We start from the raw sequence: 26,754 nt of genomic DNA on the forward strand, positions 1-26,754 counted from the left end.
CTGGAAAAGAAGCGTAGAAGAGCGATGGAGCGGAAACACACTATCTCACATCTGCTCACTATAGATCAGTGTACAAAGTCTGAGCAGGTTGCCAAATCCAGCCGGATACGATGTTGTGAGATTAGTACTCTTTTCTCAACGTACTCAAAGTGAGTCTATCACAAAATGAGGTGATTACAAATGAATCAGGCGAGAAAGAGGGACTATTGGGTGAATGGCGAGCAGAGGTTCAATCGCGCGTGAGATCAGGACATACTATAAGCCAAAAGTACCCCTTCTCGCGCTCGGTCATGGACACATACCAGAACCAAATATTAATATATAACGTACATACAAGATGTAGCGACACCTTGTAAAAGCGGTTGCCCGCAGGCCATTGCTGGTTTTTAGAGAGCCTGTGCAGGGGATCGCTTTCTGTCTATATTGATAGTCAAACCCAGGATAGTCAAACCCAGGATAGTCAAATCCGGAATAGTCAAGTCCAGGGCTTAACCCCGGACTTATCAAGCCGATAGTGAAACACGAGACAGGAAAACAGATACACTCGAAATACAACTCCGGATAGGACGAATAGGAAGCGAAGCGCAGCAATCGCTCCATGATCCTATGAGCTATCTCGGTCGCCCGCAACGACCAACTTGTTGAGAGGGAATTGAGGCTCTTTTTCCTTATCTGCAAAGGCTTATATACATCTTCCAATTTCTCACATAGATCAGGAAAGAGAGCCGTGAAACACATCAGGGAGCTACTGAAAAACGATGGTTGCACTTAACCATAGGTGGGAGAGCAATGTGGTGGAAGCACAGGAAATAATAGGCGCTCAGGAAACGAGGAATGTTCTCCTCTCGTTCGCGAAGAGCATTCAAGAGCGAGATCTTGTTACCTATGAGCATTCCCGCCGAGTCGCTATTTATGCCAGACGACTGGCGCTTTTTCTGGGTTGGAGCGAGAGTGAAGCGGAAGACCTGGCATTGGCAGCGCTGGTCCATGATCTAGGGAAAACCTGGATCAGCAATAATATATTGAATAAGTCAGCCGCTCTTTCAATAGAAGAGCGACGTACAATGGAGCGTCATCCAGTTATCGGTGCAGGAATCCTGATCGGTTGCGATGTTGACCCTTTCTATGTCCAGGCAGTGCTACATCATCATGAAGCCTGGGACGGTCATGGCTACCCTTCCGGACTGAAGGGAAAAGAAATCCCGCTCAGTGCTCGTATTCTGACCATAACGGATGTGTATGACGTGCTGACCTCTCAGCGCCCATATAAAGCCCCTCTCTCTATGGATGCAGCACGTGAACGCATATTACAGTCGTCAGGTGCAAGCTTTGATCCAGTTATTGTACGCGCTTTCTTAAATCTGCTCGATACCACGCCAGACTTTACCGTTACCCAGACAGCAGATGAGCTATTAGAGCTAGAACGCCCGGCATCTGCACCGATAGATGTTCGCTCTCCTTCTGACCTCAAGCTTCAGTTGGCAGACGAATTCTAGTGCATATATCCTGGCAGATATCGCGTTGAATACAGATTGTGGTGCAGAAACATGGACGCGGCCTCTTGTCGAGCTTCTTGATAATATCTCCCTCATCTAGCTCGACAATGCCATATTTTCCTCGCACCGCTCCAGAGAGAAAGAGACTGCATTTCTCGATAGACTTCACTCTTATCCTGCAACGCCAGTTCTTCGTTCGAGATATGTGCCTCGGGTTCTATCATTCCATGAATAAGCCCCCATTTTTCAATCAAGCCAGCATAGGACCTGTCTTTTACCATTGCATGGAATGTCATCTTGAGGGCATCCATAAGCACACGATCATCTTTACGTACAGCGATGCCCTCCAGCGTGCGATTCTGTATTGTTCCCGCTAACTCAAATTGGTCAGGATAGATGTGCAAAAAGTGATCGGCTAATGGAGCATCAATATAAAAAGCGGCGACTTTCCCCTGGCTGAGCAGTTCCAGCCCTTTTTTCGGATTCGTCTCCGTCTTTATCGAAATACTCTGCTTTCCGTTCTTGCGGCAGGTGGCGCTTTCCAGCATCAGATCATCTTGCTCAATCGTCTCAGAGAGCACGCCAATACTTTTCCCACACAGCGCATCTATCCCGGCGATCCCCGCAGGATTCCCTTTCTGGACCAGTAATGCCTCACCCCCTTTGAAATAAGGAATGAAGTCTACCTTCGCCTGAAGGTCAGGGGTGATTGGCAGTGCCGAGATAACGACATCGATTGTTTTCTGCTGCAAGTTATCGATCAGGGTGGAAAAATCGAGATTGACGATCTCTGCTTTTAAGTTCAGGCGATGAGCGAGCATTGTGATGAGCTCGATATCAAAACCAGCCGGTTGCTGGGTGACAGGATCTTTGTATTCCTGGGGAGGATAGTTCAGATAACTACCAATGGTGAGCACTCCCGGTACAAGCAATGTATTCGGGGGAAGCTTTGGTACCGGAGTCGCTGTCGAAGCATTGTGCGAGACTGAAAAGATGTCTCCACTGCACCCGGACAGCAGAAAGAGCAGCACCATACAATAGGCCAGGAGGCGATAGAGCCTGAAGAACCTGCTTCGGCCTGCTCCCGGCTTGGTCTGCAAGTAACGCGTAATAAATTGCAACGCGGAACCTCTCCTCTACTACCTGGACAGACACCAGACCGCAAACGAACATCCATATTCTGCTTATATTACGCACTTCAACTACTATTCTATCACGGGATGGGCTAAAAGAAAGAAGAAAGCCTCATATTGAGCAAAATCTTCAGGAATCGGATGATTGTTTTTTCTCCGTCTGACAGAACACCGAACGGAACATATCTATCAGCATAAGTTTTCTCCACTTATCCACAATTTTTGTGGATAACTTGTGGAGAAAGTGGATAACTGCATCCCGAAGGACCTTTCGTATCGTTTGTTTCGCCCAAGCAATCATACAGGCGAAAGGGCTTACAGTGCCGTCTTGTTTAATAACTCCAGACTTATATAACTGTATATAACTGTGATATGATATGGCTCAACTCATCTTTTGTCAAAGTTATCCACAGAAAATGTGGATAACTTATCCACAATTCATCCACATATATCCAATCCACATAAAGGTGAAGCAAGGAGACGGTGAAAATGGTGTGAAAGCCAAAAGTTATCCACAGAAAATGTGGATAACTTATCCACAATTCATCCACATTTCCACAAAGCTGTGTTGAACGTCACGAGTTATCCACAGAAAATGTGGATAACTTATCCACATTTTCCACACAATTGAGCAAAGCTGTGTTGAACGTCACGAGTTATCCACAGAAAATGTGGATAACTTATCCACATTTTCCACACAAGCGAGCAGTGTTTTGTGGATTAATCCGCAGCAAGCAAACGTCGATAAAAGGCTTTTTTTTAAGAGTTATCCACCAGGCAACCTGTAATCATTGGTACCACTCAAGTTATCCACATTTGCTGTGGATAACTTATCCACATTTTCCACATATCGCAACGATATATATATATTGCACATGCGAGTTATCCACAATTTGTGGATAACTTATCCACAGTCTATCCACAATCTCCACACAAGCGAACGGTGATCTGTGTATTTTTCCTCATTTTTTCGACTTATCCACATTTGCTGTGGATAACTTTTCCACAAACACCGCTCACTTGGTGGATAACTTTGCGTATTTTTCCACATTTCTCGGAGTTATCCACAATCGCTGTGGATAAGTTATCCACAAATTCCACATAAGCAGACATGCAAATTCATTTTTATCCACAGCCCTGTGGATAAGTTATCCACATACAAGCGATCGCTGATTCCGCCGAAAGTGTGTAATTTGTCCATATATTATCCCTCAAATTGCCCGTTTTTGGCAATTATTGTGACTTCTTTCCAAAAGTGCTGCGTATTTTTCCACATTCCATAGTTAACTCTCAACTTATCCAAAAGTTATCCACAATCGTTGTGGATAAGTTATCCACAATGGCCGATTTTCTGTGGAAAACCTGTGGATAACTCTCCCAAAATCACACTCTTTTATGAAAATCTGTACAGGAAGAAAGATGGCAATCCACAGGTTTTCCACAGGTTTTCCACAACTTATCCACAGTCTATCCACCTCTTATGGCATTGTGGATAACTTTTTCAGGCATTTTTAAGGCGAGGATAAAACGGCTCCAGAAGCTGTGTGAAGCAAGCTTCTAGGGCTAAGCAGTGAAAATTCCGGGGAAAAGAGAGTCTTAACAGGCTTAAAGTGGCTTCCTGAGCCGTATGAAGCAATAATCCAGGAGCATTCACAAAAAGTGTAGCCTGGCGTTCCGCTCTATCGACCATAAAGCGGCTCCTGGAGCGGCCTGAGTGCCAATCCGGGTCGGTTTCCCCGGAGCATTCTTATTCTGAAAGTACGTTTGGTATGAAGTGGCTCTGTGAGCCGTTCGAGTGGCCTGCTCTCTCAGGTCGCTTTTAATGCCAGAGAGGCCAGCGGGGCTGAAAAACAAGTTATCCACATTATCCACAGCCCCTACTACTACGGCTTTCTTTATTTTATATTTTTATTGATTTATTTAGATATTAATAGTAGTTCGTCGTTTTCGCGTTTCGGCATCGTCGAGCTGGCAGGATTTTGCGGCCGCTCGCTTTGCTTGTTGCGGGTGGAAGGTTGGCTGCCAGGTCCATGTGCTATTGACCCCCTTTCTAGCAACAGCGAAAAGACTGCTTGCTCTTTCCGAGAGCGAGGCTGTTGATTGTTGCTTTCTCCTGCTCACTTGCTTCTGGTACTACTGGCGGAAATATGCGGCATCTGCCTGAGGAATTCGGTACAATGTGAAGTGTGATTCGGCTGAACTCGATAGTCGTATACAAAGGACTATCTGTGCGACTTTCTGTGACATAGCTCGTTATATCTGGTTAGACAAATGAAATACAGCCTTTTATTGGAAGGCCAGCAGCGCATTTGAGGGACCAAAGGAGTATGGCAACACTTATCGAGAATATCAAAAACAAAATCGACATTGTTGAGGAAATCGGCCTTGTCGTTCCCCTACAGAAATCGGGCAAATCGTTCAAGGGGAACTGTCCTTTCCATAACGAAAGGACACCCTCATTCTACGTCTTTCCCGAGACACAAACATGGCGCTGTTTTGGTTGCAATGAAGGCGGAGACCTCTTCACGTTCGTGGAAAAGCAGCAGGGTTTGGATTTCAGAGAAGCGCTGCGTTATCTGGCTGAAAAGGCGGGCCTTCAGCTCGAAGACTATGGTTCGCACTTCTCTCCGGAGGACAGAGAGCTACGCGCCGTAAAAGAGCGGCTATACAAGCTGAATGAAGATGCGGTTCTCTGGTTTCATCAGATGCTCTTGCGTGCCAGAGAGGCTGAAGAAGCGCGTGCATATGTTAAAAGCCGGGGAATCTCTCCTGAAAGCGTGCTGGAGTTTGCACTTGGCTTTGCTCCTGATCGGTGGGAAGGCTTATCACGCTATCTGCTGGACCGGGGCTATACCGAGGATGAGATTGTGCAGGCGGGCCTGGCTCGCAGAAGGGAAAGCGATGAGGAAAGAGGAAACGAGCAGCAGGGCGGCATCTATGACTACTTTCGCAATCGTCTGATTTTTCCTATTCGCGATACCCGAGGTCGGGTTATTGGCTTCGGTGGAAGAGACCTGGGCGATGGGAAACCGAAGTATCTGAATTCGCCCCAGACGCCCTTATTTGAGAAAAATAATGTCCTGTATGCGCTGGATGTTGCCCGTGAGGCGATCAAACAGGCAAAGCAGGTGATCATCGTCGAGGGATATGTTGATGCTATCATCGCGCACCAGTATGGAACAAAACAGACAGTTGCTTGCTGTGGCAGTGCAATTACTGAAAAACATATCTTACAGTTGAAGAAGCTCACCAAGCAGGTGACGCTAGCACTCGACCCTGATGCTGCCGGGAATAAAGCAACCGAGCGCGGCATTGAGGAAGCGCTGCGCGGGTTTGATCGGACGCATGTGCCGGTTCCGGTGGTGCAGGGCTCAAACGGACAGCGGGGTGCTTCAAGGTCCCAGACACGCGGAATTATTCGCCTGGAGGAGCAGGTTGACGCGGAGATCAACGTCCTACAACTTCCGACCGATGAGGACCCGGATGAGTTGATCAGGCGCGACTATAGCTCCTGGTTGTATGCCATCAATCATCCTTTGCCATTGATCGATTGGTATTTTGTCAGTAAGACTGCTGGCCTCGATCTCCACTCTCCAACGGGGCAGACGGAGGCCGCGAGAAGACTATTACCAGTAATTGGCCTTCTGAGCGATAGAATCAAAAGAGATGCGTATATTCGCAAGCTGGCAGGCATGATCGGTACAAACGAGCGAACGCTGCACATGGAATTGCAGAAAATACTCAGAGAACAAAAGGGAGGCAGTGTTACTGTACCCCTTCCTGTACCGTTAGAGAGAAAGAGTGCTGGAAAGAGGAAGAGTCAGCAGGCTGTAAGCTCGCTTGGAGATACGTCGATAACAGGTGTAAGCGGAGGAAGAAGCGCAAACACAGAACAGAGGAGTAGCCAGACCGGAACGACAACGGTACTTGACAGAAATATGGCAGATAGGCTAAAATTGGAAGACTACCTGATTGGGCTACTCTTGCAAGATCCTGGGTTAAGCGCCTATGTTTGTGGTATAATTACCGATGGTGACTTCGCCGGGACAGACACGCGAGAGTTGTACCACATTCTCAATTCTGTGTATCAACAACGTGCTTCTTCCCCCTCTTTTGAACCCTTAGAGCAAGTTGTGCCAACTGCATTACAGGAAACCTTGACCAGAGTACGACAGCGTGTTGAGTCAGTCTCTTTTAAAAATGGAGATGGCCTGGTGAAAGAGGTTGTGCAGTGCGCAACCCGGCTCAAGCGAAACAGACTGTTACAACTGAATACAGAGCTCAAGTTTTTGATGAATGAAGCGGCTGCTGCAGGCGATATGGCGTCGCTTCGGCAGTTACAACAACAATTGCTGGCAATACACCGGCAACTGCGTACCATTAATTCCGCGACACATCTCCAGGGGTAGCCTCCGTTGTCTGGATTTTCCGGCGCTTTGTGAGATGTGCTTCACTCATTCACGAATGAATTTAGAGAGGTTTTCTGGGAGCCTTTACACTCCCGGTCAGGATGGACTAATTTTCTAAATAGAATATGGACCAGGAAGCAGGAAAATCTATCTTTTGCTTTTATTCTTGTAAGCCTGTTTTCTGAAGGGGGATGCCAGAATGGTGAATCGGGAACAAGATGTTATGGATCGAGTACACAATGGGCATGTAAATTCGGGGTCATTGGGGAATATGTTGGATATTGAACCATTTGATGATGGTTTATTGGATGTAGATATTGATGAGATCGGTCATTCCGCTCATGCTACCGTCGGCGGCAATCAGATTAACGCTCTCGATGATGCTGAGCCTTTTGACCTGTTTAAATTACAGGACGAAGAGCCTATGGATGCCCTGGACCCAACCAAAGAGCCGCCAGCGGACTGGGAGCCCGGCCCAGAAGACGTTGTTGATGTTGATGCCGAGATCCTGGCTGACCCCAAGTGGGAAGACCTGCAAGACGGCTTTAGCATCGGCGTTACAGATTTTGAAAGCAGCCTGGACGATCCCGTGCGCATGTACTTGCGCGAGATCGGCCGTGTGCCCTTGCTGACCGCCGATGAGGAAGTGCGCCTCGCTCAGTTGATGGAGCGCGGGAAAGCTGAGCGCCTGAAGCCCAATCCTGTACAGCGTATCATCATTGAAGGCGAAGAGGCCCAAAAACGCTTGACTGAAGCAAACCTGCGCCTGGTCGTAAGCGTGGCTAAGAAGTATATTGGCCGTGGTATGAACCTGCTGGATCTTATCCAGGAGGGGAATATTGGCCTGATCCGCGCTGTCGAGAAGTTCGATTATGCGAAGGGCTTTAAGTTCAGCACCTATGCTACCTGGTGGATTCGCCAGGCCATCACCCGTGCGATCGCCGATCAAGCTCGTACTATTCGTATTCCCGTTCATATGGTTGAGACAATCAACCGCCTGATCCGTATTAGTCGACGCCTGCTACAAGATCTCGGGCGTGAACCGACCTCCGAGGAAATCGCCGCTCAGATGGATATCAGCGCGGAAAAGGTTCGCGAGATTATCAAGGTGAGTCAGGAGCCTGTCAGCCTGGAAACGCCTATCGGTGAGGAGGATGATAGCCACCTGGGTGATTTCATCGAGGATCATACTGCTCTGGCTCCTGCTGATGCCGCGAGCCATCAATTGCTTAAGGAGCAGGTTGAGGATGTGCTGGAAAGCCTGACCGATCGTGAACGCAAGGTCTTGCAGTTACGTTTCGGTCTCGACGATGGTCGCAGCCGCACGCTGGAAGAGGTCGGGAAGGAGTTTCATGTAACGCGTGAACGAATTCGCCAGATTGAAGCAAAGGCTCTGCGAAAGCTGCGTCACCCGAGCCGCAGCCGCAAGCTGAAAGATTACCTGGATTAAGAGGCTGGCAGATTTTATGGAAGTCAGGGCAACCTATAGGGGGAAAGGTTGCTGCGTTCTATTGGTACTCGATTGTTACCCGATAAGCAAGAATTCGAGGATGCGATCTCTTCCGGTCGCATCCTTTTTCATCCCCATTCTGAACGAATGGCTTTCACTGGCAAGAGAAGTCAGGTTGCCTTTATGGAAAAGGTTGGAGGAAAAGTTGTATCCGCTCTCGACTATGTTGCTTTCACCGATCTATTGTTCTGATATATGCTCTTCTCCTATGGTATTACGCCTATCACGCCTTCTAAATGAAAGTTATCCACAATTTTTCTCCACATATCCACAATGGAGTTGATTTTCTGTATATATCATCTCGATATATACTATCGTTCTCTGCTCTGTGCTGTAATCACCGAAAATCATTCTCAATATTCTCAGATGTATTATTGCATAAAAACAATACATATGCTATTTATATGCATAAGAAGGCAGAAAGTGGAAGCAGCGTCGACCGTGATTGCCAGGCTCCCCTGTCTGAGCGCTTTGGAGGCGATCAGGCTCCGCAACTGGGCAAACGACCACTGTGAGAAAACCGCGTTTGGCTGTGCGCTGCTTCTGACTGGTGTGCTTGCCCTTCTTACGGAAGGCTCGCTCACCAATATCGGTGAGCTGTTCCAGTCCGATCAGGCTGCGTGGAAGCCGCTGGGTGATGCGTTTGGAAACGACATGCTTGGTGTCCTGTATCAACCGTCTCTCTTGTCCAGAGATCGCCACCAGGCGACGCGTTGCTGAACGAGTGTCTTTCTGTTGCAGATGCTTTCTCAGTCTTGCGCAATGGTTGGCTTTGGCCCTGACCCGCTTGCCCGAATGGAAGGTGCTTGTACCCGTATGGGGCTACTCACCGCCAGAGAGCGAATGCCTGCATCCATCCCGACCACCTGCTCTATGCTCTGCGGTGTGGGATCAGCGACCTCGCAGGCCAGTTGGGGCGCTCGCAAAGCGATAAATTGCTCTTTCGTTGGCTGGAGTTTGAGTTTGGCGGTGATGACCGTTTTTATGCCTTCAATCCTCTCAATAAAGGATAGGTGTGTCAAGCAGTATGAAGAGATTGGCATGTGCTCTTCCCTCACAAGGGAGACCCATTCCCCTCCCCCCTGAAGACGGGAACTTCCTGGATCGCTTCCGTAAAAACCTGATACCTCCTGTTATAATGGTTGAGATAGCGTACTTTCTGGCGGTTTTGTAGGAAATGGGTAATATCTCTTCTGCAATTTCTTCGGTCCATCTCTATACTCTGCTATGATAGAGAACATAACAGAGTGTTTCAACATACCGCATTTTGGGCAGTGAGCGTAGCCAGCAGGACCTTCAAGAGATCCGGATGAAGTAGTGATATATGTCGACGGAGCAGATGAGATTGAACAAATGGTGTCATCCTCATACGGTCCTGATTCTGTCAGGTCAGGAGGGATATAATGCTTGAGTATGGTGGGCCTCTTTATCTGATCATTGGCAACGGCATTGCCGGCATAACCGCCGCTGAGGTACTCCACAGGGAAGATCCTACCGCCTCGATTGCTATACTCTCGGAAGACATCCGACCGACTTACTATCGTCCTGCCCTGAAAGATTATCTGCGGGGAACGCTCTCTGAAGAGAAGCTCTTTATGCATTCTGACGCCTTTTATCAAGAGCGCCAGATTGAGCTACAGCAGGGGTGTGTCGTCCGGGTAAAGCCCGCACAGCATCGGGTTGTGCTTGATAATGGGAGTGAGATAGGCTATCAAAAGCTCTTACTGGCTTGTGGAGCACATCCGACACGTCTGACCTGCGCTGGAAATGAGCTTGAAGGGGTCGCAACCCTGTACTCTATCGACGACTATCAGTCTATTCTCCGCCGTCTGGAGAAAGTCAGGCATGCTGTTGTGTACGGGAGTGATCCACTGGCAATAGATACGGTAGAAGCGCTGCGGAAACGCAAGATTACGGTAACACACATACTCCCGAGCTCTCTGCTGTGGCCTGATATGTTGGATGCAACGGCCTCTGACCTGATTTTGCAAAGAGAGAGGCGCGATGGTGTGAATGTACGCCTGGAAGAAGACATTGTTGAGATCAAGGGGCGGCGTGGTCGTGTGACAGGGGTTGAGCTTGCCAGGAGCACACCTATTTCCTGTGAGCTGGTCATTGTTGCGAACGGCTTTGAGGCAAACTGTGAATGGATCAGGCAAAGTGGTATCGCGTGTGGTAAGGGGGTGCGGGTGAACGCGCGAATGCAGACGGGAGCCCCTGACATCTATGCTGCCGGTGATGTTGTTGAGATTATTGATGCTTCGACCGGGCGCGCTCGTATCCTTGCTCAATGGTATCCCGCTTTGCAGCAGGCACGGGTCGCAGCATTGAGCATGCTTGGACGTTCTGATGTGGCGCTCTCTGACACGTACTACTATGCATCGTTTCTTTATGGAGTCGAGTTCGCGGCAATAGGTGTAACCAGGCTGGCGCGGACGCAAGGCGTACAGGAGGTGCTGGCAGAGCCCAAAGCCGGCGAATATCGTAAGCTCTTACTGCAACAAGGGCTTCCGCTTGGCGTCCTGGCCATAGGCAATCGCAAGGGAATCATGGATATCAAGCGGGCAATGGATCACCGAGTTGATCTCTCGCCTGTGCAAGATCAGATTTTCTCTGCTGATTTTCGTCTGGGGGACTGGCTGGATCAGCAGGGGGTTCCGCCACTGTTTGCACCTGCTCGAAAGCGGGAGGAGAAGCGCAAGCATGGGCAGACAGCTTCGCTGATGCCAGTGCCAGAGCGGGATACTCGATCCGCTTCGTCTCCACTCACTGCATGGCTTGTTGCTCAAGGTGAGGTTGCCGATATTGTGGACACGGAGAAGCTCTATCTGAGCCAGAAAGAAGCCTTTGTTGTTGGGAGAGAGCCTGATGTTACGCTGATGATCGATCGCGGGACGATCTCTCGCTTTCATGCTGAAATTCGCTTCGCAAATGGGGTCTACTTGTTGAAGGATCTTGAGAGCACTAACGGTACTTTTGTGAACGGTCAGCGCTTACCTGTAGGTGCTGCTTATATTTTGAAAGATAGAGATGTGTTGAGCTTTGGCAGTAATACCCGGTTTATTTTCCGTCAATCCTGGAAAGATCAGCAGGCTGTGGAACCCGTGCAACAAGGCAAGCTCACCGGTGGAAGGGGGATGCGTGCGGCCCATTTCCTGACAGAAGCTTCCCCGACCGTACAAATCAAGGCCGTGACCGGACAACTGCCTGTACCTGAACTACTTATTTGCCCTCATTGTGGAATTGCGAATACGCGGTTTGCTCGCTTCTGTGCCAGTTGTAGCAAAACTCTTACCGTATAAGGAGCTGGCAATGACAAAAACGTCCGCTCTGCCAATTGGGTTAGCGCACCGCAAGGATCTTCGAGCGCTGACAACGGATGAGATCCGTTTTGAGATAGACATGTGTATCGGCTGTGATCGCTGTATGCAGGCATGTCCGGTTCCTCTTTCCAACAAAATGACCATTGCTGAGCTCAATCAGGCGACCATAGGCGATGAGATTCCTCCGTTGGTTGCCCGCTTTATCCATGAGTGCGTGATGTGTGGTTCCTGTGTGCCTGTTTGCCCTGTCGGGGATCATCGTGACTTATTAATGTTGTCCTTGAAGCAGCGTCTGGGGTCTTCCTGGGATGAAAAGGCTGATACCGCACATATTCTCAGCAATTTGCCCCAGGGGTGGAATATCCCATTATTGCTCAGGCGGCTTCGTGAGCAACCTGCACTTCGGGATGCATCGGCGGTTCCCGACAACTATTTGCTCCATCTGGTTGCGGCATCGACGCTGCACGTTTTTTCCTCTGATGAACTCCTGGTGCAAGAAGGTACCTTTGGTAATACCCTCTATCTTTTGCTTGCAGGAGCGGTGGAGCTATTCACCCACGATGCTGCCGGGAAGGAGATATCGCTTGCGATCGTTCGGCGGGGCGAGTACATTGGTGAACAGAGCCTGTTTAGTGGTCAACCTCGCTCTTTCTCTGTCCGGACCAAGCGAAATTGCATTATGTTGGAGGTTCCCGAACAGGTCATCCAGCGTCTGATGGAACTGGTTCCTGCCGTTCAGCATTATTTCGAGGGCCTTTACGCTGCTCGTCTAACCGAAACTATTCTGCTGCGCTTGCCCTTATTTGAGGGCGTGCCTGCCCACGAGATCCACGCCCTGGCTACCAGGATGATCATCAAGCACTATGAGCGAGGGGAAAGCTTATTCAGCGAGGACCCTGACGCTCGTCCTTCCCGCGAATCGCTTCATATTCTCCTGGATGGTTTTGTGAAAGTCTCTCGTCGTACTATGCTGAAAGCTGCTGAAAAGGGGGCAGGAGAACGGGTAATAGCTTATCGGCAATGTGGCGATTATTTCGCTGGCGGGTTGGATATGTTAGGTGATAAGCAGGCGGTTTCTGTCTCTGCAATGACTCGGACCACTGCGGCTGAGCTCCCTCGTTCTGTGCTGTTGCAATTTCTTCGTCGCTATCCAGAGGTGCGACAACGTTTTCAGGAGCAGATGCAACTGTACAAAGAATCAAAGGTGGCTGCATACAGTGCTGTTTTTGAGCCATTTGGCAGCGCTCTGAGCTTTGCAATCGAGACCGATAAAGCGGCACGACATGGGCTCCATACGCTCGTCAGTGATGGCGTTATCGAGGGCACAGATGTTCTGGTGATCGACCTTGATAAGTGTATCCATTGTAACGAGTGTGAGGAGGCCTGTGCGCGCAGGCATGGTCACTCGCGCATGAACCGCAAAGGAAAGGTAGTCGGTAACCTGAGCATCGCTTCGGTCTGTCGCCAATGCCTGGATCCCGTTTGCATGTTGTGTAGCCGCGCCGGGATTGCGCGTTCGCCAACCGGAGAAATCTATATTACTGAAAGCTGCATCGGCTGTGGTATCTGTGCAGAACGGTGTCCATATCACTGCATTTCTATTGTGGATGTAGAGGAGAAACCGCAACAGGGGGAAAATCTCTGGCAACGCTTTAGCTCGTTCTTCTTGCGTGGGGGCAAAGAGCGGGGGCGTCGTACTTTGCCGGTACTTCAGCAGCGAGTTGCACCGGGGCCGTTTGATGTGCAGAAACCCCGAGACCTGAGCGAGGAAATGCGGAAGAAGGTCGCAGTGAAGTGTGATCTTTGTGCCGGGTATGAGAATCAGGCCTGTATTCAGGCCTGCCCGACTGGCGCAGCGATCCGTGTGAACCCTGTTACATTCTTTGGATCAACTGAGGATATTTTGAGCCGGAAAGCACGGTAGAAGAGGGGGGCAAACGCTTTTCAATGCTTTTACGATCTTCACAATCAACGAAACGAGTTCGCCTCTGGGGCGTACCCGATTCACGAATGAAATGGCTCTGGCTGCTGTGCGGTATTGGTATCTATGGGGGGGTCCTCGGTGGTTACCTGTATGTGAAATATACACAGCCTGTCACTAATTTGGCACAGGAGCCGCTGCGTTCGTTTGGTTTTGTGACGCTGGTGCTGATTCTCTTTGCGGCTTCCTATTCGTTACGGCGGCGCTTGTTGCGGGCATTGCCAGGAAAGGTGCAGAGTTGGCTCTGGATGCATATTGGATTGGGCACGACGACGCTTCTTGTTGCCCTGATGCATAGTGATTTTGCCGGTATTACCCATGCTTTCCTGGTGCAGTGGAGTGACCTCTTACGTGCGTATGCGGGCCCGGGGGCGCTTCTGGCGCTCTTTGTGCTGGTGCTGAGTGGTGTACTTGGTAAGCTGCTAGATATGTTCTACACGGGGCGTATTGTCCGTGAGGCCGGAACAAATGGAGTTGGGATTGCGCCAACTGTTGAGGAACGGGTCCAGGAGCTTACAGAGGCAGTGGAGCGCCTCTGTGCAGGCAAATCGGAGGCTTTCAAATCTTTTTGCCGGTTGGCTCTGCGCGGTCAGAGAGACGCGCAGCGTACAGTTGCTGTTGCTCCGGTTGAACACCAGGATTTTCAGCGAGTACGTGAGATCCTGCGTAAGCGAGCTTCCCTGCTTAGTTCGTTACGGCGTATGAGGCATGCTGAGCGACTGATGAGGCGCTGGCGTTGTGTTCATGTGGTGCTGTCGTTACTAGCTTTCGCCGTGATTCTGTATCACTGTTGTATGCAGATTCTGGTAATACTGCATGTAATTTGACGCCCCTGGCTGAAGCAGAGAAAATGCTTCCTTTACCAGGCAGGCTTGCTCATCTGCCTCTCATGAGACAGTGAGGAGAGGCCAGGGAGTCCAGAGGCGTTTCATGGTCCTGTCGCTTGTTGGTTCCCTTCTGCCGGTACCCTGCAAGGCTTTGTGCAAAATATTCATTGCGACATTGTGGTCACGATCAGGGGGATTTGTAGATGAGCATCCATTTTGGCTTGTTCCCCCTTCTCTGTGTGATTGCAAGAGCCATAATAGTGCCAGGAATGATTAATGATGCAGCACCATCGCACTTTTCTCTGTGTAAACATGTTGAGCAAGAAACGCCTATTCAGAGCGGAGATGAGTGACAGAGTTTTCCCGGACTGTTCATTGTGCATGCGTCTTTTCACGTGTCTGGGAGTAGGATTTTTGGCTGATATCTTGTCTTACCCGGGGGAGGATGTTGGACAATGAAGGGGGCAATACAGTGGTTTGAGAAGCTGCATTGAGAGGTGCGGATACAAAGAAATGGAGAGGCTGTTTTGATCAGCCTCTCAAGTGGTTTTACTGTTGTGGCTCCTGGGGAATTCCCAGTACCTCCTGAAGGTTATTTGTTGGCGTTGCTTGCTCGGGAGGTGTGATGGTCACTGGTTCGTCGAACTTGCTGAGATCTATTACCAGATCGGAGGTCGATGTAATATCACCTTTCTGGGTTGATTGGTTGGAGATGGCAGACGGATCAAGGGCCATATTGACCTTCATTTCGGTACGACGCACATAATGTTTGTTCTGATCGATCCAGACATCAACTGTTGAGTTGAAGGATTTTGTTTTATCGATCACTGTTTCAATATCCTGCTGACCAAAGTAGCCCTTCAGTTGCGGGCTGTTGCGCAGTAACTCTTTGAAGGCCTCTTTGTCCAGATCAGCGGAGATATGACGCATGTTCTCGCCACGAAGCGACTGAATACCTTGATCTTTGATTTTCGCGTGTTGTAAAAGCCCGAGCATGCTTTGCTGATCGAGCTGGTATGGGCCGCCAGGAATGCCTGCTTGCTGCATCAGGACCTCTTTATCCAGGACATACCATTTGCCCTGCTGGTTCTGAATGTAGACCTTATTGCCTTTCATGATCTGGACAAGCTGCGCATTCTGCTTTCCGCTTGAGAGCGTATAGTTGATTTTAGCCTGATCGGGCATGCTGACGTCACCGTTTCCTTTGACCTGAATTGTGATATCCTGTGTCTGAGCGGTGGTCGGCATGCTCTGCGGCGTCTGTTGTATTGGGTTCTTGACCTGATTATTTGCCTGCAACTCCAGATGAGCAGATTTGAGCTGTTTCATTGCTTCAACGCTTTTCTGGATCGCTTCCAGCGGAGTTTCATTTGCTGTTTGAGTCGTTTGGGTATTGCCTTCTTGAGGGGCACAGGCCGCTAGAAGGAAGACCATAAGTGCCAGCAAGAGAAAGGAAACATTTCTTTTTTTCCACAATTGCATATTCCCTGCTCCTCATCTCTGTTCTATATGAGAATTGTTTGTTTATGAAGACTCTTTGATAAATGATCCTGCTTTTTATGATCTGTAGTAAATACGGAAGAGACATGTAAAACGGTTTCATAGGTTCAAAAAAGTGACGTACAGCATACTATCTGGAGATCCAACGGAATAGAGAATGAATATGCGCTATTATGCTATAATAACACCTGTCCATGAGAACAGAAGCGCAGAGATTCAACAGGTATGGAAGTTGAGCGTATTGTTTCAGGTTGTGGCGTAGCTCATAGCGTCGGGCACGCAAGCAGGCTCATAATATATGAAAGGAATGCGGTTTGTCTCTTTTGGGAGGCTACAATAAGAAAATACTGGGTAGGAGTTATAGCAGAAGCCATTGCTGACGATAAAATCCTGCTGGAATCGTAGAACATAGAGAAACAGTATCCGTCTCTCTGCATCTTCTCTTCCTGAGTGGATGAGGCAGGCCTTTTCGATGGGTGCGCTGATGAATCGGCGCCGAGGCCGGTTATTGATGTTGTGAGAGCTGGGAAGAGGGTGCTCATCGGAATGCTGTTTACTTGAACCCCCTTTGCTGAAGATGGATATTGAGCCGAGGCGAATAGTCCTCAGGGTCTTTTTCAGGGTATAGAGGGTTGTATCCAGGGTACTGGTTTATAGTAATTTCGGGTTCTTGCTGTTTGTCATTTGGTGCTTGTACAGAAAAACAGCAGTAAGTCCTCGTACGAAGAAGGTGCAAACTGGACGGCTTGTTTGAGAACGGCCTGTTTTCGCGTCTATTGTAACCTGGGCTTTGAACGAAACGTATTTCTTCTGTATTCTATTCGTAACAAGCTATAATACAATTGGCGGCACCTTTCTATCCATGAATACGCCTTAGGATAGGAATTATCAGTTATGAATCAAGAGAAAATTGCGCAAAATGCCTCTTCTTCCCTGTACAGGATGAATCGAATCGTGGTACTAGGGATGACCTTTACTGTTCTCCTGGCCCTGCTCTTGAGCAATACATTCATCACGGCAACCGCGAAAGCCGAAGGAAGACCGGGAGGAAATGTCGAAGATCCCGAGGTCAGAGCGGTTGTAATCGCAAAACCCGCAGTAGTGCGTATTGCAACCACTATTTTTGCTACTGTTACTGTGCGAATGAAGTCAGGCGAAACGGTGAAATTCCCTCAAGGAAGCAGCACAAGCGAAAATGCTGTTGGCTCGAATTATGCGGGGAGCGCTCTGGGAAGTGGAACCTTTATCTCCTCTCAAGGCGATATTCTTACCGCAGACCATGTTATCAATCCTCCAAAAGATGATTCGCTCGCTCTCTACTTTTATCAGGTGGCCGCGCCTGACATCGCGCTTTACTTGAATGAACATGGAGAAAAGGGAACCACCGCCGAAGATGTTGAAAACCAGTTGAAGAGTGGGCAACTGAGAGGGGCAATCGATATCACCAAGACGGAGAGCGTTGTTTTCCTGAGCACAGATTATACCGGTCCGTTAGATGCATCTTCGTTCCGTGAACTGCCCGATTTTGTACAGAAACCTGTTGATAAGGTATATAAGGAGAGCTCGATTGAAGACAAGGACATGGCGATCATTCACGCCGCGTTTACCGATACTCCTCATATACAGCTCGGTGATTCTTCATCGGTACAGCAGCAAGATAATCTCACCATCATTGGTTTTCCTGGCAATGGCGATGTAAGCGATACGCCAACAAATATGTTGACTTCTTCAGTCAATAAGATTACTGTTTCTTCGATCAAGACAACGAATAATGGCACACGCTTGATTCAGGTCGGGGGCAATGTTGAGCATGGAGATAGTGGCGGTCCTGCTCTGGATAGCAAAGGAACCGTTGTCGGGATTGTCAGCTTCGGGCTAGATAGCGGCGGCCGCGGAAATACAAGCTTCCTGCAAACCAGTAACTATGCACGCGAATGGGTGGAACAGCTTGGTCTTGATACTAAACCGGGGTCACTGCAAAAGCTGTGGAGTGATGCGATGAATGCCTACGCCTCGAATGAGGCCGGACACTGGCATAAGGCGCTTGATCTGTTCAACCAGATTGAAAAGAAGTACCCTGATTTTAAGGCAATCAAGTCGTACCAGGACTATACAGAAAAGCAGGCTGCTACTGAGAAGGTGCCGACGACCAATCAGAATCAACCTGTGCCGGCACTCCTCTCTTCACCGATTACGCTTGCTATCACGATTGCTGTCATCGCATTTGTTGCGCTGCTCTGTATCGTTCTGGCATACCTGGTGATCCGAAGTGGCAACCGACGAAAGGTGCAGCCTGCTCCTTTCGCTGGTGGAGCACCCTATTCAACTGGTTTTGTGAACGCGCCCCCTCAGGGCCAGTATAATCAGTTCCAGCGCTATGCTCCGGTGCCGCAACCTGGCCAGCAGCAAGCGCCATCTCAGTTTGATAATAGTATGTATGCGTTTGGAGCTCCTCCGTCCCCGGCTCCATCTTCGATCGCTGATGAGGTTACTGTGCGGCGTGCTCCGGTTCCTCAGCAGTCGCAGCCAAATAGCCCAATGGCGCAGCCTGTGCCAAAGCAACAACCAGCGAGTTCGAGTGCCGGGTTGAGTGTCTGGCCCTGTGGGCATAGTAATCGGCCGGAGGCTCGTTTCTGTGGAGTTTGTGGTGAACCTGCTCCGCATACTCCGCCCCCGCCACACCACGTTGAGCAGTAAAATATGTATTGAGAGCCAATCTCTTGTTCTTGAAAAGAGGTTGGCTCTTCTTTTTTGTTGCGTCCTTGTCAGCGTAACCTGGTTTCTGAGCGGAGCGTTTCACGTGAAACACCAGGGCTGGAAGAAATCGCATTGCTGTTTCACGTGAAACATTGTTGCTGGATATACCTCCTGTTGCTGTGGCTCTTTATAACGACGAACTGTTTCACGCGAAACGATTGCTCTCTGCTCAAGGAAATAGAGAGTATCACTGTTTCACGTGAAACATCCTCATCGAGGGTTTGCGCGCTCGCTCTTTTGGGAGCAGAATATATGCATCTATGGGACTCCGGGGGCTTCGGATGAGATGTAGAATTCAGTGTTTCACGTGAAACAATCCCGGGTTGAACCGGGCCTCTATCCATATCAGGCCACGCTCTCTTTGTTTCACGTGAAACATTCACCTCTGAAAAATGCCGCTGATTACTGCTGATCAGTGCTTGCCTCCAAAAAGGCGCGCGATCCTGAACGCTTTCAGGCCCCGGATAAAAGGGAACGTTGCTGCTTTCCGGCCTATCAGACTGTTTCACGTGAAACAGCGAGGTTAGCTTTCACCTGGAGAGATTGAGGAAGCGTTTCACGTGAAACATTTCCTTCGCTCTTGCCATAAGGGGGCATATATTGTTTCACATGGAACAGTACCTCTGCATCGAAAGCAGTGCTTGCCTGCTGGTTCCTCTTCTAGAAGCACACGGACTGAAAGCTCAATCCATCGGCACTGCTTCCATAGGCATACAGTGTTTCACGTGAAACGCGTCCAGGGCAATGCTTTTTTTCAGCAATCTATTGTTTCACATGAAACAGAGAACTGAGATTGATACTGCAAAGGCGGGTGCTGCCAGATGGGTGGAATTGGTTTGTGCTTTATCCTACAGGACTGTTTCACGTGCAACGCAGAGGAGACCGTTTTGAAGTCGGAGATCGAGAGAAGCATTTGTAAAGGGTGTGTTTCATGTGAAACATGCAGCCCTCAAATTCCTGCATTGTTTCACGTGAAACGGAGAGTTGTTTTATGGAACTGGATAAGAAAAGGCCGGGTCCTTGTAGAGAAGGCCCGGCAGAAATGGTATATCGATTTTAAGCGCCCATAATATTGTAGCCTGCATCAACGAAGAGAACCTCGCCAGTGATGCCTCGAGCCAAATCACTGCACAGGAAGAGCGCCGTATCACCAACTTCGCTTTGCTCGATATTGCGGCGAAGTGGTGCGACCTGCGCGGCCTGATTGCGGAAGCCGGTGAAACCGGAGATACCGCGAGCTGCCAGCGTGTTGAGAGGGCCTGCAGAAATGGCATTGACGCGAATATTGTGTTCGCCCAACTCGTAAGCCAGATAGCGAGTGCTGCACTCAAGAGCGGCTTTCGCGACAGCCATCACATTATATTTCGGCATCACGCGTTCACTTGCCAGATAGGTGAGTGAAACGATGCTGCCGCCACCGCGAGCCTGCATCATGGGGGCGGCACGACGTGCTAAAGCGATCAGAGAGTAAGCGCTGATATCCAGAGCGGTGTGGAAGCCTGCGCGGGTTGTCTGCACAAATGGATTTTCGAGTTCGGAGGCGGGAGCGAAGGCAACCGAGTGAACCAGAATATCCAGTTCACCATTAAAGACTTCGGCTGTCTTTGCGAATGCCTCATCGATCTGATCATCATATTGGACATCACAGGGAAAAGTAACGGTGCCGGGAATCTTTGCTGCGAGCTCTTTGACATACTTTTCCATGCGATCCTGATAGGTGAAAGCAAGCTGGGCACCTTGAGACGCGAGAGACTGTGCGATTGCCCATCCAATAGAGCGATGATTCGCGATGCCAAAAATAAGGGCTTTTTTGCCTTCCAGTAGAGACATAAGTAACCATCTCCTCTCAAGAAATAAGCTAGCCTATGCTAGCTTTGAACAAGGGTATCTCGATTTGTTTGTTTTTAGCGCTCAACCGGGTAGCGGTGATCGAGCCAGCCAATCATGCCATTTGCCAGATTGTAGACTTTCTGGAAACCAAGCAACGACGCAATTTCTGAGGCGATCGAGCTGCGATGGCCTGACCGACACACAAAAATCACCTCTTTGTCTGTCGGTAAATGAAGTTCCTCCAGGGCTTTCCCGAACAGATAAATCCCCTTGCTATTGATAGGTACAAGTTGAGCCTGTGCAATATGGCCGCTCTGCCATTCCTCCGGTTCACGTACGTCCACAACGTGAGCGCCGGTTTCGATCATCTGCTTTGCCTGTTCTGTTGAAATTGTTGTATAGGGCAAAGCCGCTTCCTGTTCTTCGTATGCCATATATTATTTCTCCCCGGTAGTCTCGCTCGACTCGCTTTGATACTGCTCTAGCCAGAGCTTTCCCAGGAGAGTCGGCGCGAGTATATATTCGTCACCTATAAACGAGAGGGTCAGTAGGCCCTGGTCTTCCATTTCACGAAAATCATCGGTGATGAGATAGAAGTCATGCAGCATGCGGGCTACATCGCTTTCCGGCAATTGTTTATAGATCTGTAAGATGCGTAGCACCGCCGCATACTTGGGACTACTGTCATCAATCGCTCGCATAGTGAGCACTCCTGGTAAGGTATCCCGGCACCACACGTTTTCTTTCCCCTTCCCTTTGAGCAAGAGGGAGAGGTCTCATGGCTCTCATTGAGCTGAAGACTGTTTATGGTGTTGGAATCCCTGGAAAAGAATATGTTCTTTCACAGTGTAACAAATCCGTTTACTGAGGGCAAGGGGAGCGGAGTAGCATGGTATACTATAGCGTCTGATAGGTTTTATCAGGCGCAGGCAAGGTATACATACACGTGTTCCGCGCGCCTTTCCCCTTGTTACTCCTGGGGAATGCCTGTTTCGGGCTCTCCGTGGGGAAATGGCGTTAGATATAAAGAGAGAAGCAGGAGGAATCAGGGAGAATGACAGACGAAGTTCAACCGGTCGATCCATATCAGAAACCGCCTACAACTATTCTTGCCAGCACCGTTATTCGCAATATCAAGCAATTGGTCACGGTGGCGCAAGCTCCTATAGAGGGAGCGAGTGGCCCTCTACAGGTCCTTGAGCAAGCGGTTATCGCTGTCCATAAAGGATCAATTGTCTGGATAGGGCAGGAAGGAGTGAATGAGCCGCACTTTGTTGCGGATAATCCCGAGGATAGCAACGGTATTACTTTGATTGATGCCCGGGGAGCCGTGATTACACCGGGTTTTGTGGATTCCCATACTCATCTGGTTTTTGCTGGAGATCGCTCTGAGGAATTCCATCTGCGCCGTGCCGGGGTCAGCTATGGGGAGTTGCTGGCTCAGGGACGCGGTATTTTAACAACAATGCAGGCGACCCGAGAGGCGAGTGAGGAGGAACTACAGCAGTCCGCTCTGGCACGTCTGGCTTCTGTGCGTCAGCACGGTACAACGACGGTAGAGGTAAAAACTGGCTATGGCTTGAGTAAGGAGACTGAGGAAACCTGTTTACGCGTCATCAATAGCCTGAACGCCACCTGGCAGGAGAGCTTGTCTTCTCTGGACAGTATTCGCGTGGTTCCTACTTTTCTGGGAGCTCATAGCGTTCCTCCTGAATATCGCGGACAACGACAACGCTATGTCGATCTGATTGTTGAGGAAATGCTACCTGCCTTTGTTCATCTATCTCGTTTTTGCGACGTGTTCTGTGAACGCGAGGCTTTTACTGTCGAAGAATGCCGTCGTATTCTGACGCGTGCAAAAGAATTGGGCTATCAATTAAAAGTGCATGCCGATCAACTGACACCCGGCGGCGGCGCTCGTCTTGCGGCAGAACTCGGTGCTACTTCTGCCGATCATCTGGACTTTGCTACTGATGAGGATCTGGATGCGATGCGCGAAGCCGGAGTCGTCGCGACATTGCTGCCGGGCTGTTCTTATACACTGCGCACTCCGTATCCGTCCGCGCGCCGTTTTCTGGATCGAGGCTTACATGTGGCGCTGGCTACGGACTTCAATCCCGGCACCTCCTATTGCGAGAATATGCAGATGATGCTTGGTCTGGCAATGTCGGCTATGGGTATGTCTCTGGAAGAGGCACTGACCGCCACAACGATTAATGGAGCGCGCGCTCTGGCCTTACACGATCAGATTGGCAGTATCGAGGTCGGGAAACGCTGCGAGCTAGCTCTGTGGTCCATTCAGGATTATCATGAGATTGGGTACCACTTCGGAGTGAATCTGATACACTCGGTGCTGATGCCAAAGTAGCTCCGTTTCACGTGAAACATCCCGAGGCTGCCCTTTGAAGCGGTTAGTGCAGAAGTGTAATTTGTTTCACGTGGAACGCTACACCTTTTGCCCTTGTGAATAGCTCCTCCTTCGAAAGAGTGTTTCACGTGAAACGGGAGAACTGATCCGTGCTTTTGAAGAAAGGCCTTAAAGCGGAGAGTGTTTCACGTGAAACACTCCTCTATCAGGGAAAAGAGGTTGCCAGAATGCAGGTCTCTGTGTTTCACGTGAAACATTCGGACCTTGCGCTCCGGAAAGCGGTTTTCCTTATTAAGGGGGAATGTTCCACGTGAAACATCAAGGAAACCAGAAATCCCTGGCAAATCTCTTCATGAAGAAAAGTGTTTCACGTGAAACAAAACTCTCTTTCCCCTAAAGGAAGAAGTAGCCCTTTCAGACTGCGGATCTTTCGTGTGAACCATTCGCCCTTTGTATTCTGGTAAACAACTTCCCATAGAGGAGGGATTGTTTCACGTGAAACGGTCAAATTCCGTGCATGAAGGAAGGGCGTAGCATCAATTCTGATCCGGGACTGTTGCGCGTGAAACATTCGGACGTTGCTCCCCGATAAAATAGTTCTCCGGAGAGAGAGTGTTTCACGTGAAACACTCTCTCTCCGCACCGACTATGTTTCTCCTCTTTTTGACGAACTGGCCTATGCTGGAAGTGAATAGGGGAGCTGGTTTCTCGATGGTTGCTTAGAAGCGCACACAAAGAGGCCGAAACGTGCTATTGTAATAGTGTTTGCTGGAAGTGACTCTGATTTGCTTCTGGCCATCGTCATTCTACTCTATTGGCAATGATGCCAGAAAGGAAATTTCTTCTATGACGAAGCGTACAGCATCAACTGTTTACCATGACGCAGACTTCCATCATGAGAAGCATATTGATCAGACTATGCGTGTGATTGATGGGGAGGCGCTAAAAATAGAGGATGTGCATGCGGTTGCGCGCTATTTTGCTCCGGTGTCGCTCAGCGAGCAGGCGATTCAACGAATCCAGGCGGCTCGTGCTGTAATCGATCAGGTGGCTGCTGAGGGACGGAAGATCTATGGCATCACAACCGGTTTTGGACATCTCAGCAGTGTACGCATTCCACAAGATCAACTGGTTGATCTTCAACATAATCTGTTACGAAGTCATGCTGCTGGTGTGGGTGAGCCACTCAGTAAGGAAGTTGTGCGCGCAATGATGTTCCTGCTTGCGGCAAGTCTGGCGCGCGGCAATTCGGGTGTGCGCGTTGCTGTGGTACAGCAGCTTGTCTCTCTGCTCAATGCAGATATTGTTCCTGTGATTCCCTCTCGTGGTTCTGTGGGAGCAAGTGGCGATCTGGCTCCGCTTGCCCATTTAGCACTGGTTCTTATCGGGGAAGGAGAGGCCTGGTATAACGGACAGCAGATGAGTGGAGCAGAGGCTTTGCAGCAGGCGCAACTTTCGCCACTTCATTTGCAGGCGAAGGAGGGACTGGCCTTAATTAATGGTACCCATTTGATGGAGGCAATTGCTGTATTGACTATAGTCGATGCTGAGGCCCTTTTACGTACTGCTGAAGTTGCCTGTGCGATGAGCATCGAGGGGTTGATGGGAAGTCATATTCCTTTTGACGAGCGGATTCATCGACGCCGTGGACAGGTAGGACAGCAGGAAACAGCGGCTCATCTTCGGCATCTTCTGCGCGATAGCGAGATTGTGTTAAGCCATGCTAACTGCTCACGGGTTCAGGACCCCTATACCCTTCGCTGTTCACCTCAGGTGCTGGGTGCAGTTCGCGACGCACTAACCTATTGTCGTACCATCTTTGAACGGGAACTGTCCTCGGTGACGGATAATCCGCTTGTCTTCCCAGAGGAGGGAGATGTCTTAAGTGGCGGGAATTTCCACGGTCAGCCTCTTGCGCTCGCTCTGGACACGCTGGCTATCGCGCTTGCTCAACTGGCAAGTTTCTCTGAGCGCCGAATCTATAATCTGATGGGGCCGCATGACTGGGATAAAGACGGCGCTCCTCTGTTCCTGGCACCGGACCCGGGGCTAAACTCAGGATTTATGATTGCTCAATATGCTGCGGCAGCTCTCGTCAACGAGATCAAGATCCTGGCTCATCCTGCGAGCATTGATTCCATTCCTACCTCTGCCGGGATGGAGGATTTTGTCAGTATGGGGGTGACCAGCGCCCATAAGCTGTTGCGCTTAATTGAGCTTACACAGCAGGTTGTTGCCATTGAGTTAATGTGTTCCGCTCAAATGCTGGATTTCCGTAAGCCGTTAAAACCCGGGGCCGGGGTGCAAATCGCGTATGCCCGAGTGCGTGAGCGTGTGTCGATGCTTGAACATGATCGCGTTCTGGCCCCAGATATCGCAAAGCTTGCAGACGCTGTTCGAGAAGGCGCCTTTGCCGATATTTAGGAAAGAAATACAAAGTCTGTTTCACGTGAAACATTTTTCTTCGATAAGCGACTTGCTGAAGCGGGTAGTGTTTCACGTGAAACAGTATGGGAGTACGATCACTGCTTGCTCCTGTGACTATGCTTCTGGATGGAGATGTTTCACGTGAAACATGAAGCTTTGGCCCATCGGGACCTTGTGTCTCGTGCCTCCCCCATTGTTTCACGTTAATCACCTCCTTCTGAAGGTGGAAGCTTGTGTCTGGACTCCACCGCACCTTAGCCTCTCTTTACAGGGGGCTACTTTGGCTTCCTTGTCCGAGACATCAGGGATAAGTGACTCGTGCCTCGTTCTCCGTTTGAAGCGTGTGTCAGTTTAATGCGCAAATGGCTCTTGCTACATGCTGTTGCACGGTACCATTCGAGGAAGAGCGTGTCAATTATTTTGAAGCAATTATCATGGTTTGAGAGGATCATCTACTGTTCTCTCTTTGAGATGCTTCTGAGGCCGTTGCAGCAGGCTATTCCTCTCTCGTCTGAAGACAGAGCACCCTGGCCCGCTTCTGTGAAACACCTTCCCTCGTATCTTCCTGTTTTCGCTCGCTGCTTCTGTGAAGGGTGTTCTGAAAATAATGCGATCCTCCGTTCGATAGAGAAGTCCTTTCACGCGAAACGACTGGCTGATTTTCCCTGTCTTGTTCTCCAAAGGATCAAGAAACGTTTCACGTGAAACAATCTCCGTGGATGGATGTGTGCAATCGGGTTTAATAGAAGTGGAGCAGTAGAGTATCCCACAGAAAACCTCCGGTATCTCTGGATTATGCTCCACTGAGCGAATATGGAAGAGAGTGTTTCACGTGAAACGGCTGGACTTTCTCTCGGATATTGGCTCTGCTTTATAAACAGCGGTTTAGTATTCTGATCGTTCTATATCCTGAAAGCTATGATTATGGCGCAGTGTTTCACGTGAAACAGTAGCACCGTCTCTCAGATGTGTAATCGGGACAGGCTTTACATGAAATAGCCCTCAATCGCTGCTACCGTCTGGTTGGGGATAAAGGTAAGGGAGTGTTTCACGTGAAACGCATAATCTCGATGACCACCATCTTATTCATGATTATGGTTGTCTGATGTTCCATGTAAAACGCTCATGCTATTCTCCTATTACTATCTCTTTACGTCCTTCTTTACTTTTGAAGTGTTTCACGTGAAACACTA

At 49.5% G+C, this 26,754-nt stretch carries 17 protein-coding genes; 11 read left to right on the plus strand and 6 right to left on the minus strand.

Annotated features, from left to right (window positions below; genetic code table 11):
• Window positions 1-758: 758 nt before the first annotated feature.
• Window positions 759-1,496: an HD-GYP domain-containing protein gene (locus EI42_RS25705; RefSeq protein ID WP_111325507.1), complete on the plus strand. Its 738-nt coding sequence runs from the start codon at window positions 759-761 to the stop codon at window positions 1,494-1,496.
• A gap of 92 nt (window positions 1,497-1,588) precedes the next feature.
• Here EI42_RS25705 and EI42_RS25710 read toward each other — a convergent pair whose 3' ends face one another.
• Window positions 1,589-2,617 (minus strand): ABC transporter substrate-binding protein, encoded by a 1,029-nt coding sequence (locus EI42_RS25710; RefSeq protein ID WP_111325508.1) that lies wholly within the window; start codon window positions 2,615-2,617, stop codon window positions 1,589-1,591.
• 1,794 nt (window positions 2,618-4,411) lie between these two features.
• Between EI42_RS25710 and EI42_RS32080 the strand changes: the two genes are divergently transcribed.
• From EI42_RS32080 to EI42_RS25730, 4 genes are all read left to right on the plus strand, one after another.
• The gene (locus EI42_RS32080) at window positions 4,412-4,729 is read left to right on the plus strand and encodes a hypothetical protein (RefSeq protein ID WP_137686144.1); all 318 of its coding nucleotides are present in this window, start codon (window positions 4,412-4,414) and stop codon (window positions 4,727-4,729) included.
• A gap of 227 nt (window positions 4,730-4,956) precedes the next feature.
• On the plus strand, window positions 4,957-7,038 hold the full coding sequence (gene dnaG, locus EI42_RS25720) for a DNA primase (RefSeq protein WP_111325510.1): 2,082 nt from the start codon (window positions 4,957-4,959) through the stop codon (window positions 7,036-7,038).
• Between the two features lie 199 nt (window positions 7,039-7,237).
• Window positions 7,238-8,488, plus strand: coding sequence for an RNA polymerase sigma factor RpoD (rpoD, locus tag EI42_RS25725; RefSeq protein WP_111325511.1), 1,251 nt, complete (start codon window positions 7,238-7,240; stop codon window positions 8,486-8,488).
• A 483-nt stretch (window positions 8,489-8,971) separates the two neighbouring features.
• Window positions 8,972-9,268 (plus strand): hypothetical protein, encoded by a 297-nt coding sequence (locus EI42_RS25730; protein WP_111325512.1) that lies wholly within the window; start codon window positions 8,972-8,974, stop codon window positions 9,266-9,268.
• 29 nt (window positions 9,269-9,297) lie between these two features.
• Here the strand turns inward: EI42_RS25730 and EI42_RS25735 are convergent, their stop codons facing one another.
• Window positions 9,298-9,591 (minus strand): hypothetical protein, encoded by a 294-nt coding sequence (locus tag EI42_RS25735; RefSeq protein WP_111325513.1) that lies wholly within the window; start codon window positions 9,589-9,591, stop codon window positions 9,298-9,300.
• 360 nt (window positions 9,592-9,951) lie between these two features.
• Here EI42_RS25735 and EI42_RS25740 point away from each other — a divergent pair, with 360 nt between their 5' ends.
• Genes EI42_RS25740 through EI42_RS25750 form a run of 3 tightly spaced genes read left to right on the plus strand, consistent with a single transcriptional unit; the run spans window position 9,952 to window position 14,679 of the window.
• A complete protein-coding gene (locus tag EI42_RS25740) occupies window positions 9,952-11,850 on the plus strand; it encodes an FAD-dependent oxidoreductase (RefSeq protein WP_111325514.1) in 1,899 nt (632 codons plus the stop codon).
• 10 nt (window positions 11,851-11,860) lie between these two features.
• Window positions 11,861-13,795, plus strand: coding sequence for a cyclic nucleotide-binding domain-containing protein (locus EI42_RS25745; protein ID WP_111325515.1), 1,935 nt, complete (start codon window positions 11,861-11,863; stop codon window positions 13,793-13,795).
• Between the two features lie 23 nt (window positions 13,796-13,818).
• A complete protein-coding gene (locus EI42_RS25750; protein ID WP_111325516.1) occupies window positions 13,819-14,679 on the plus strand; it encodes a hypothetical protein in 861 nt (286 codons plus the stop codon).
• A gap of 549 nt (window positions 14,680-15,228) precedes the next feature.
• Here EI42_RS25750 and EI42_RS25755 read toward each other — a convergent pair.
• Window positions 15,229-16,161 (minus strand): DUF6612 family protein, encoded by a 933-nt coding sequence (locus EI42_RS25755; protein WP_111325517.1) that lies wholly within the window; start codon window positions 16,159-16,161, stop codon window positions 15,229-15,231.
• Window positions 16,162-17,073: 912 nt separating this feature from the next.
• Here EI42_RS25755 and EI42_RS25760 point away from each other — a divergent pair.
• Window positions 17,074-18,876, plus strand: coding sequence for a serine protease (locus EI42_RS25760; protein WP_111325518.1), 1,803 nt, complete (start codon window positions 17,074-17,076; stop codon window positions 18,874-18,876).
• 1,116 nt (window positions 18,877-19,992) lie between these two features.
• On the opposite strand, the gene EI42_RS25765 is transcribed toward EI42_RS25760, so the two are convergent.
• The 3 genes from EI42_RS25765 to EI42_RS25775 all read right to left on the minus strand — a co-directional run bounded on the left by EI42_RS25765 (window position 19,993) and on the right by EI42_RS25775 (window position 21,467).
• Window positions 19,993-20,766, minus strand: a complete 774-nt coding sequence (locus EI42_RS25765) for an enoyl-ACP reductase FabI (protein ID WP_111325519.1) — start codon at window positions 20,764-20,766, stop codon at window positions 19,993-19,995.
• 74 nt (window positions 20,767-20,840) lie between these two features.
• Complete coding sequence (locus EI42_RS25770) at window positions 20,841-21,200, minus strand: rhodanese-like domain-containing protein (RefSeq protein ID WP_111325520.1); 360 nt, start codon at window positions 21,198-21,200, stop codon at window positions 20,841-20,843.
• A 3-nt stretch (window positions 21,201-21,203) separates the two neighbouring features.
• Window positions 21,204-21,467: a hypothetical protein gene (locus EI42_RS25775; RefSeq protein ID WP_111325521.1), complete on the minus strand. Its 264-nt coding sequence runs from the start codon at window positions 21,465-21,467 to the stop codon at window positions 21,204-21,206.
• Window positions 21,468-21,820: 353 nt separating this feature from the next.
• On the opposite strand from EI42_RS25775, the gene hutI reads away from it, so the two are divergent.
• Window positions 21,821-23,134 carry an imidazolonepropionase gene (gene hutI, locus EI42_RS25780; RefSeq protein WP_111325522.1) on the plus strand — a complete coding sequence of 438 codons (1,314 nt, stop codon included), beginning with the start codon at window positions 21,821-21,823 and terminating at the stop codon, window positions 23,132-23,134.
• A gap of 906 nt (window positions 23,135-24,040) precedes the next feature.
• A complete protein-coding gene (hutH, locus tag EI42_RS25785) occupies window positions 24,041-25,558 on the plus strand; it encodes a histidine ammonia-lyase (RefSeq protein WP_371860001.1) in 1,518 nt (505 codons plus the stop codon).
• Window positions 25,559-26,754: the final 1,196 nt, after the last annotated feature.

Source organism: Thermosporothrix hazakensis, from assembly GCF_003253565.1.
In the GTDB taxonomy this organism is placed as follows: domain Bacteria; phylum Chloroflexota; class Ktedonobacteria; order Ktedonobacterales; family Ktedonobacteraceae; genus Thermosporothrix; species Thermosporothrix hazakensis.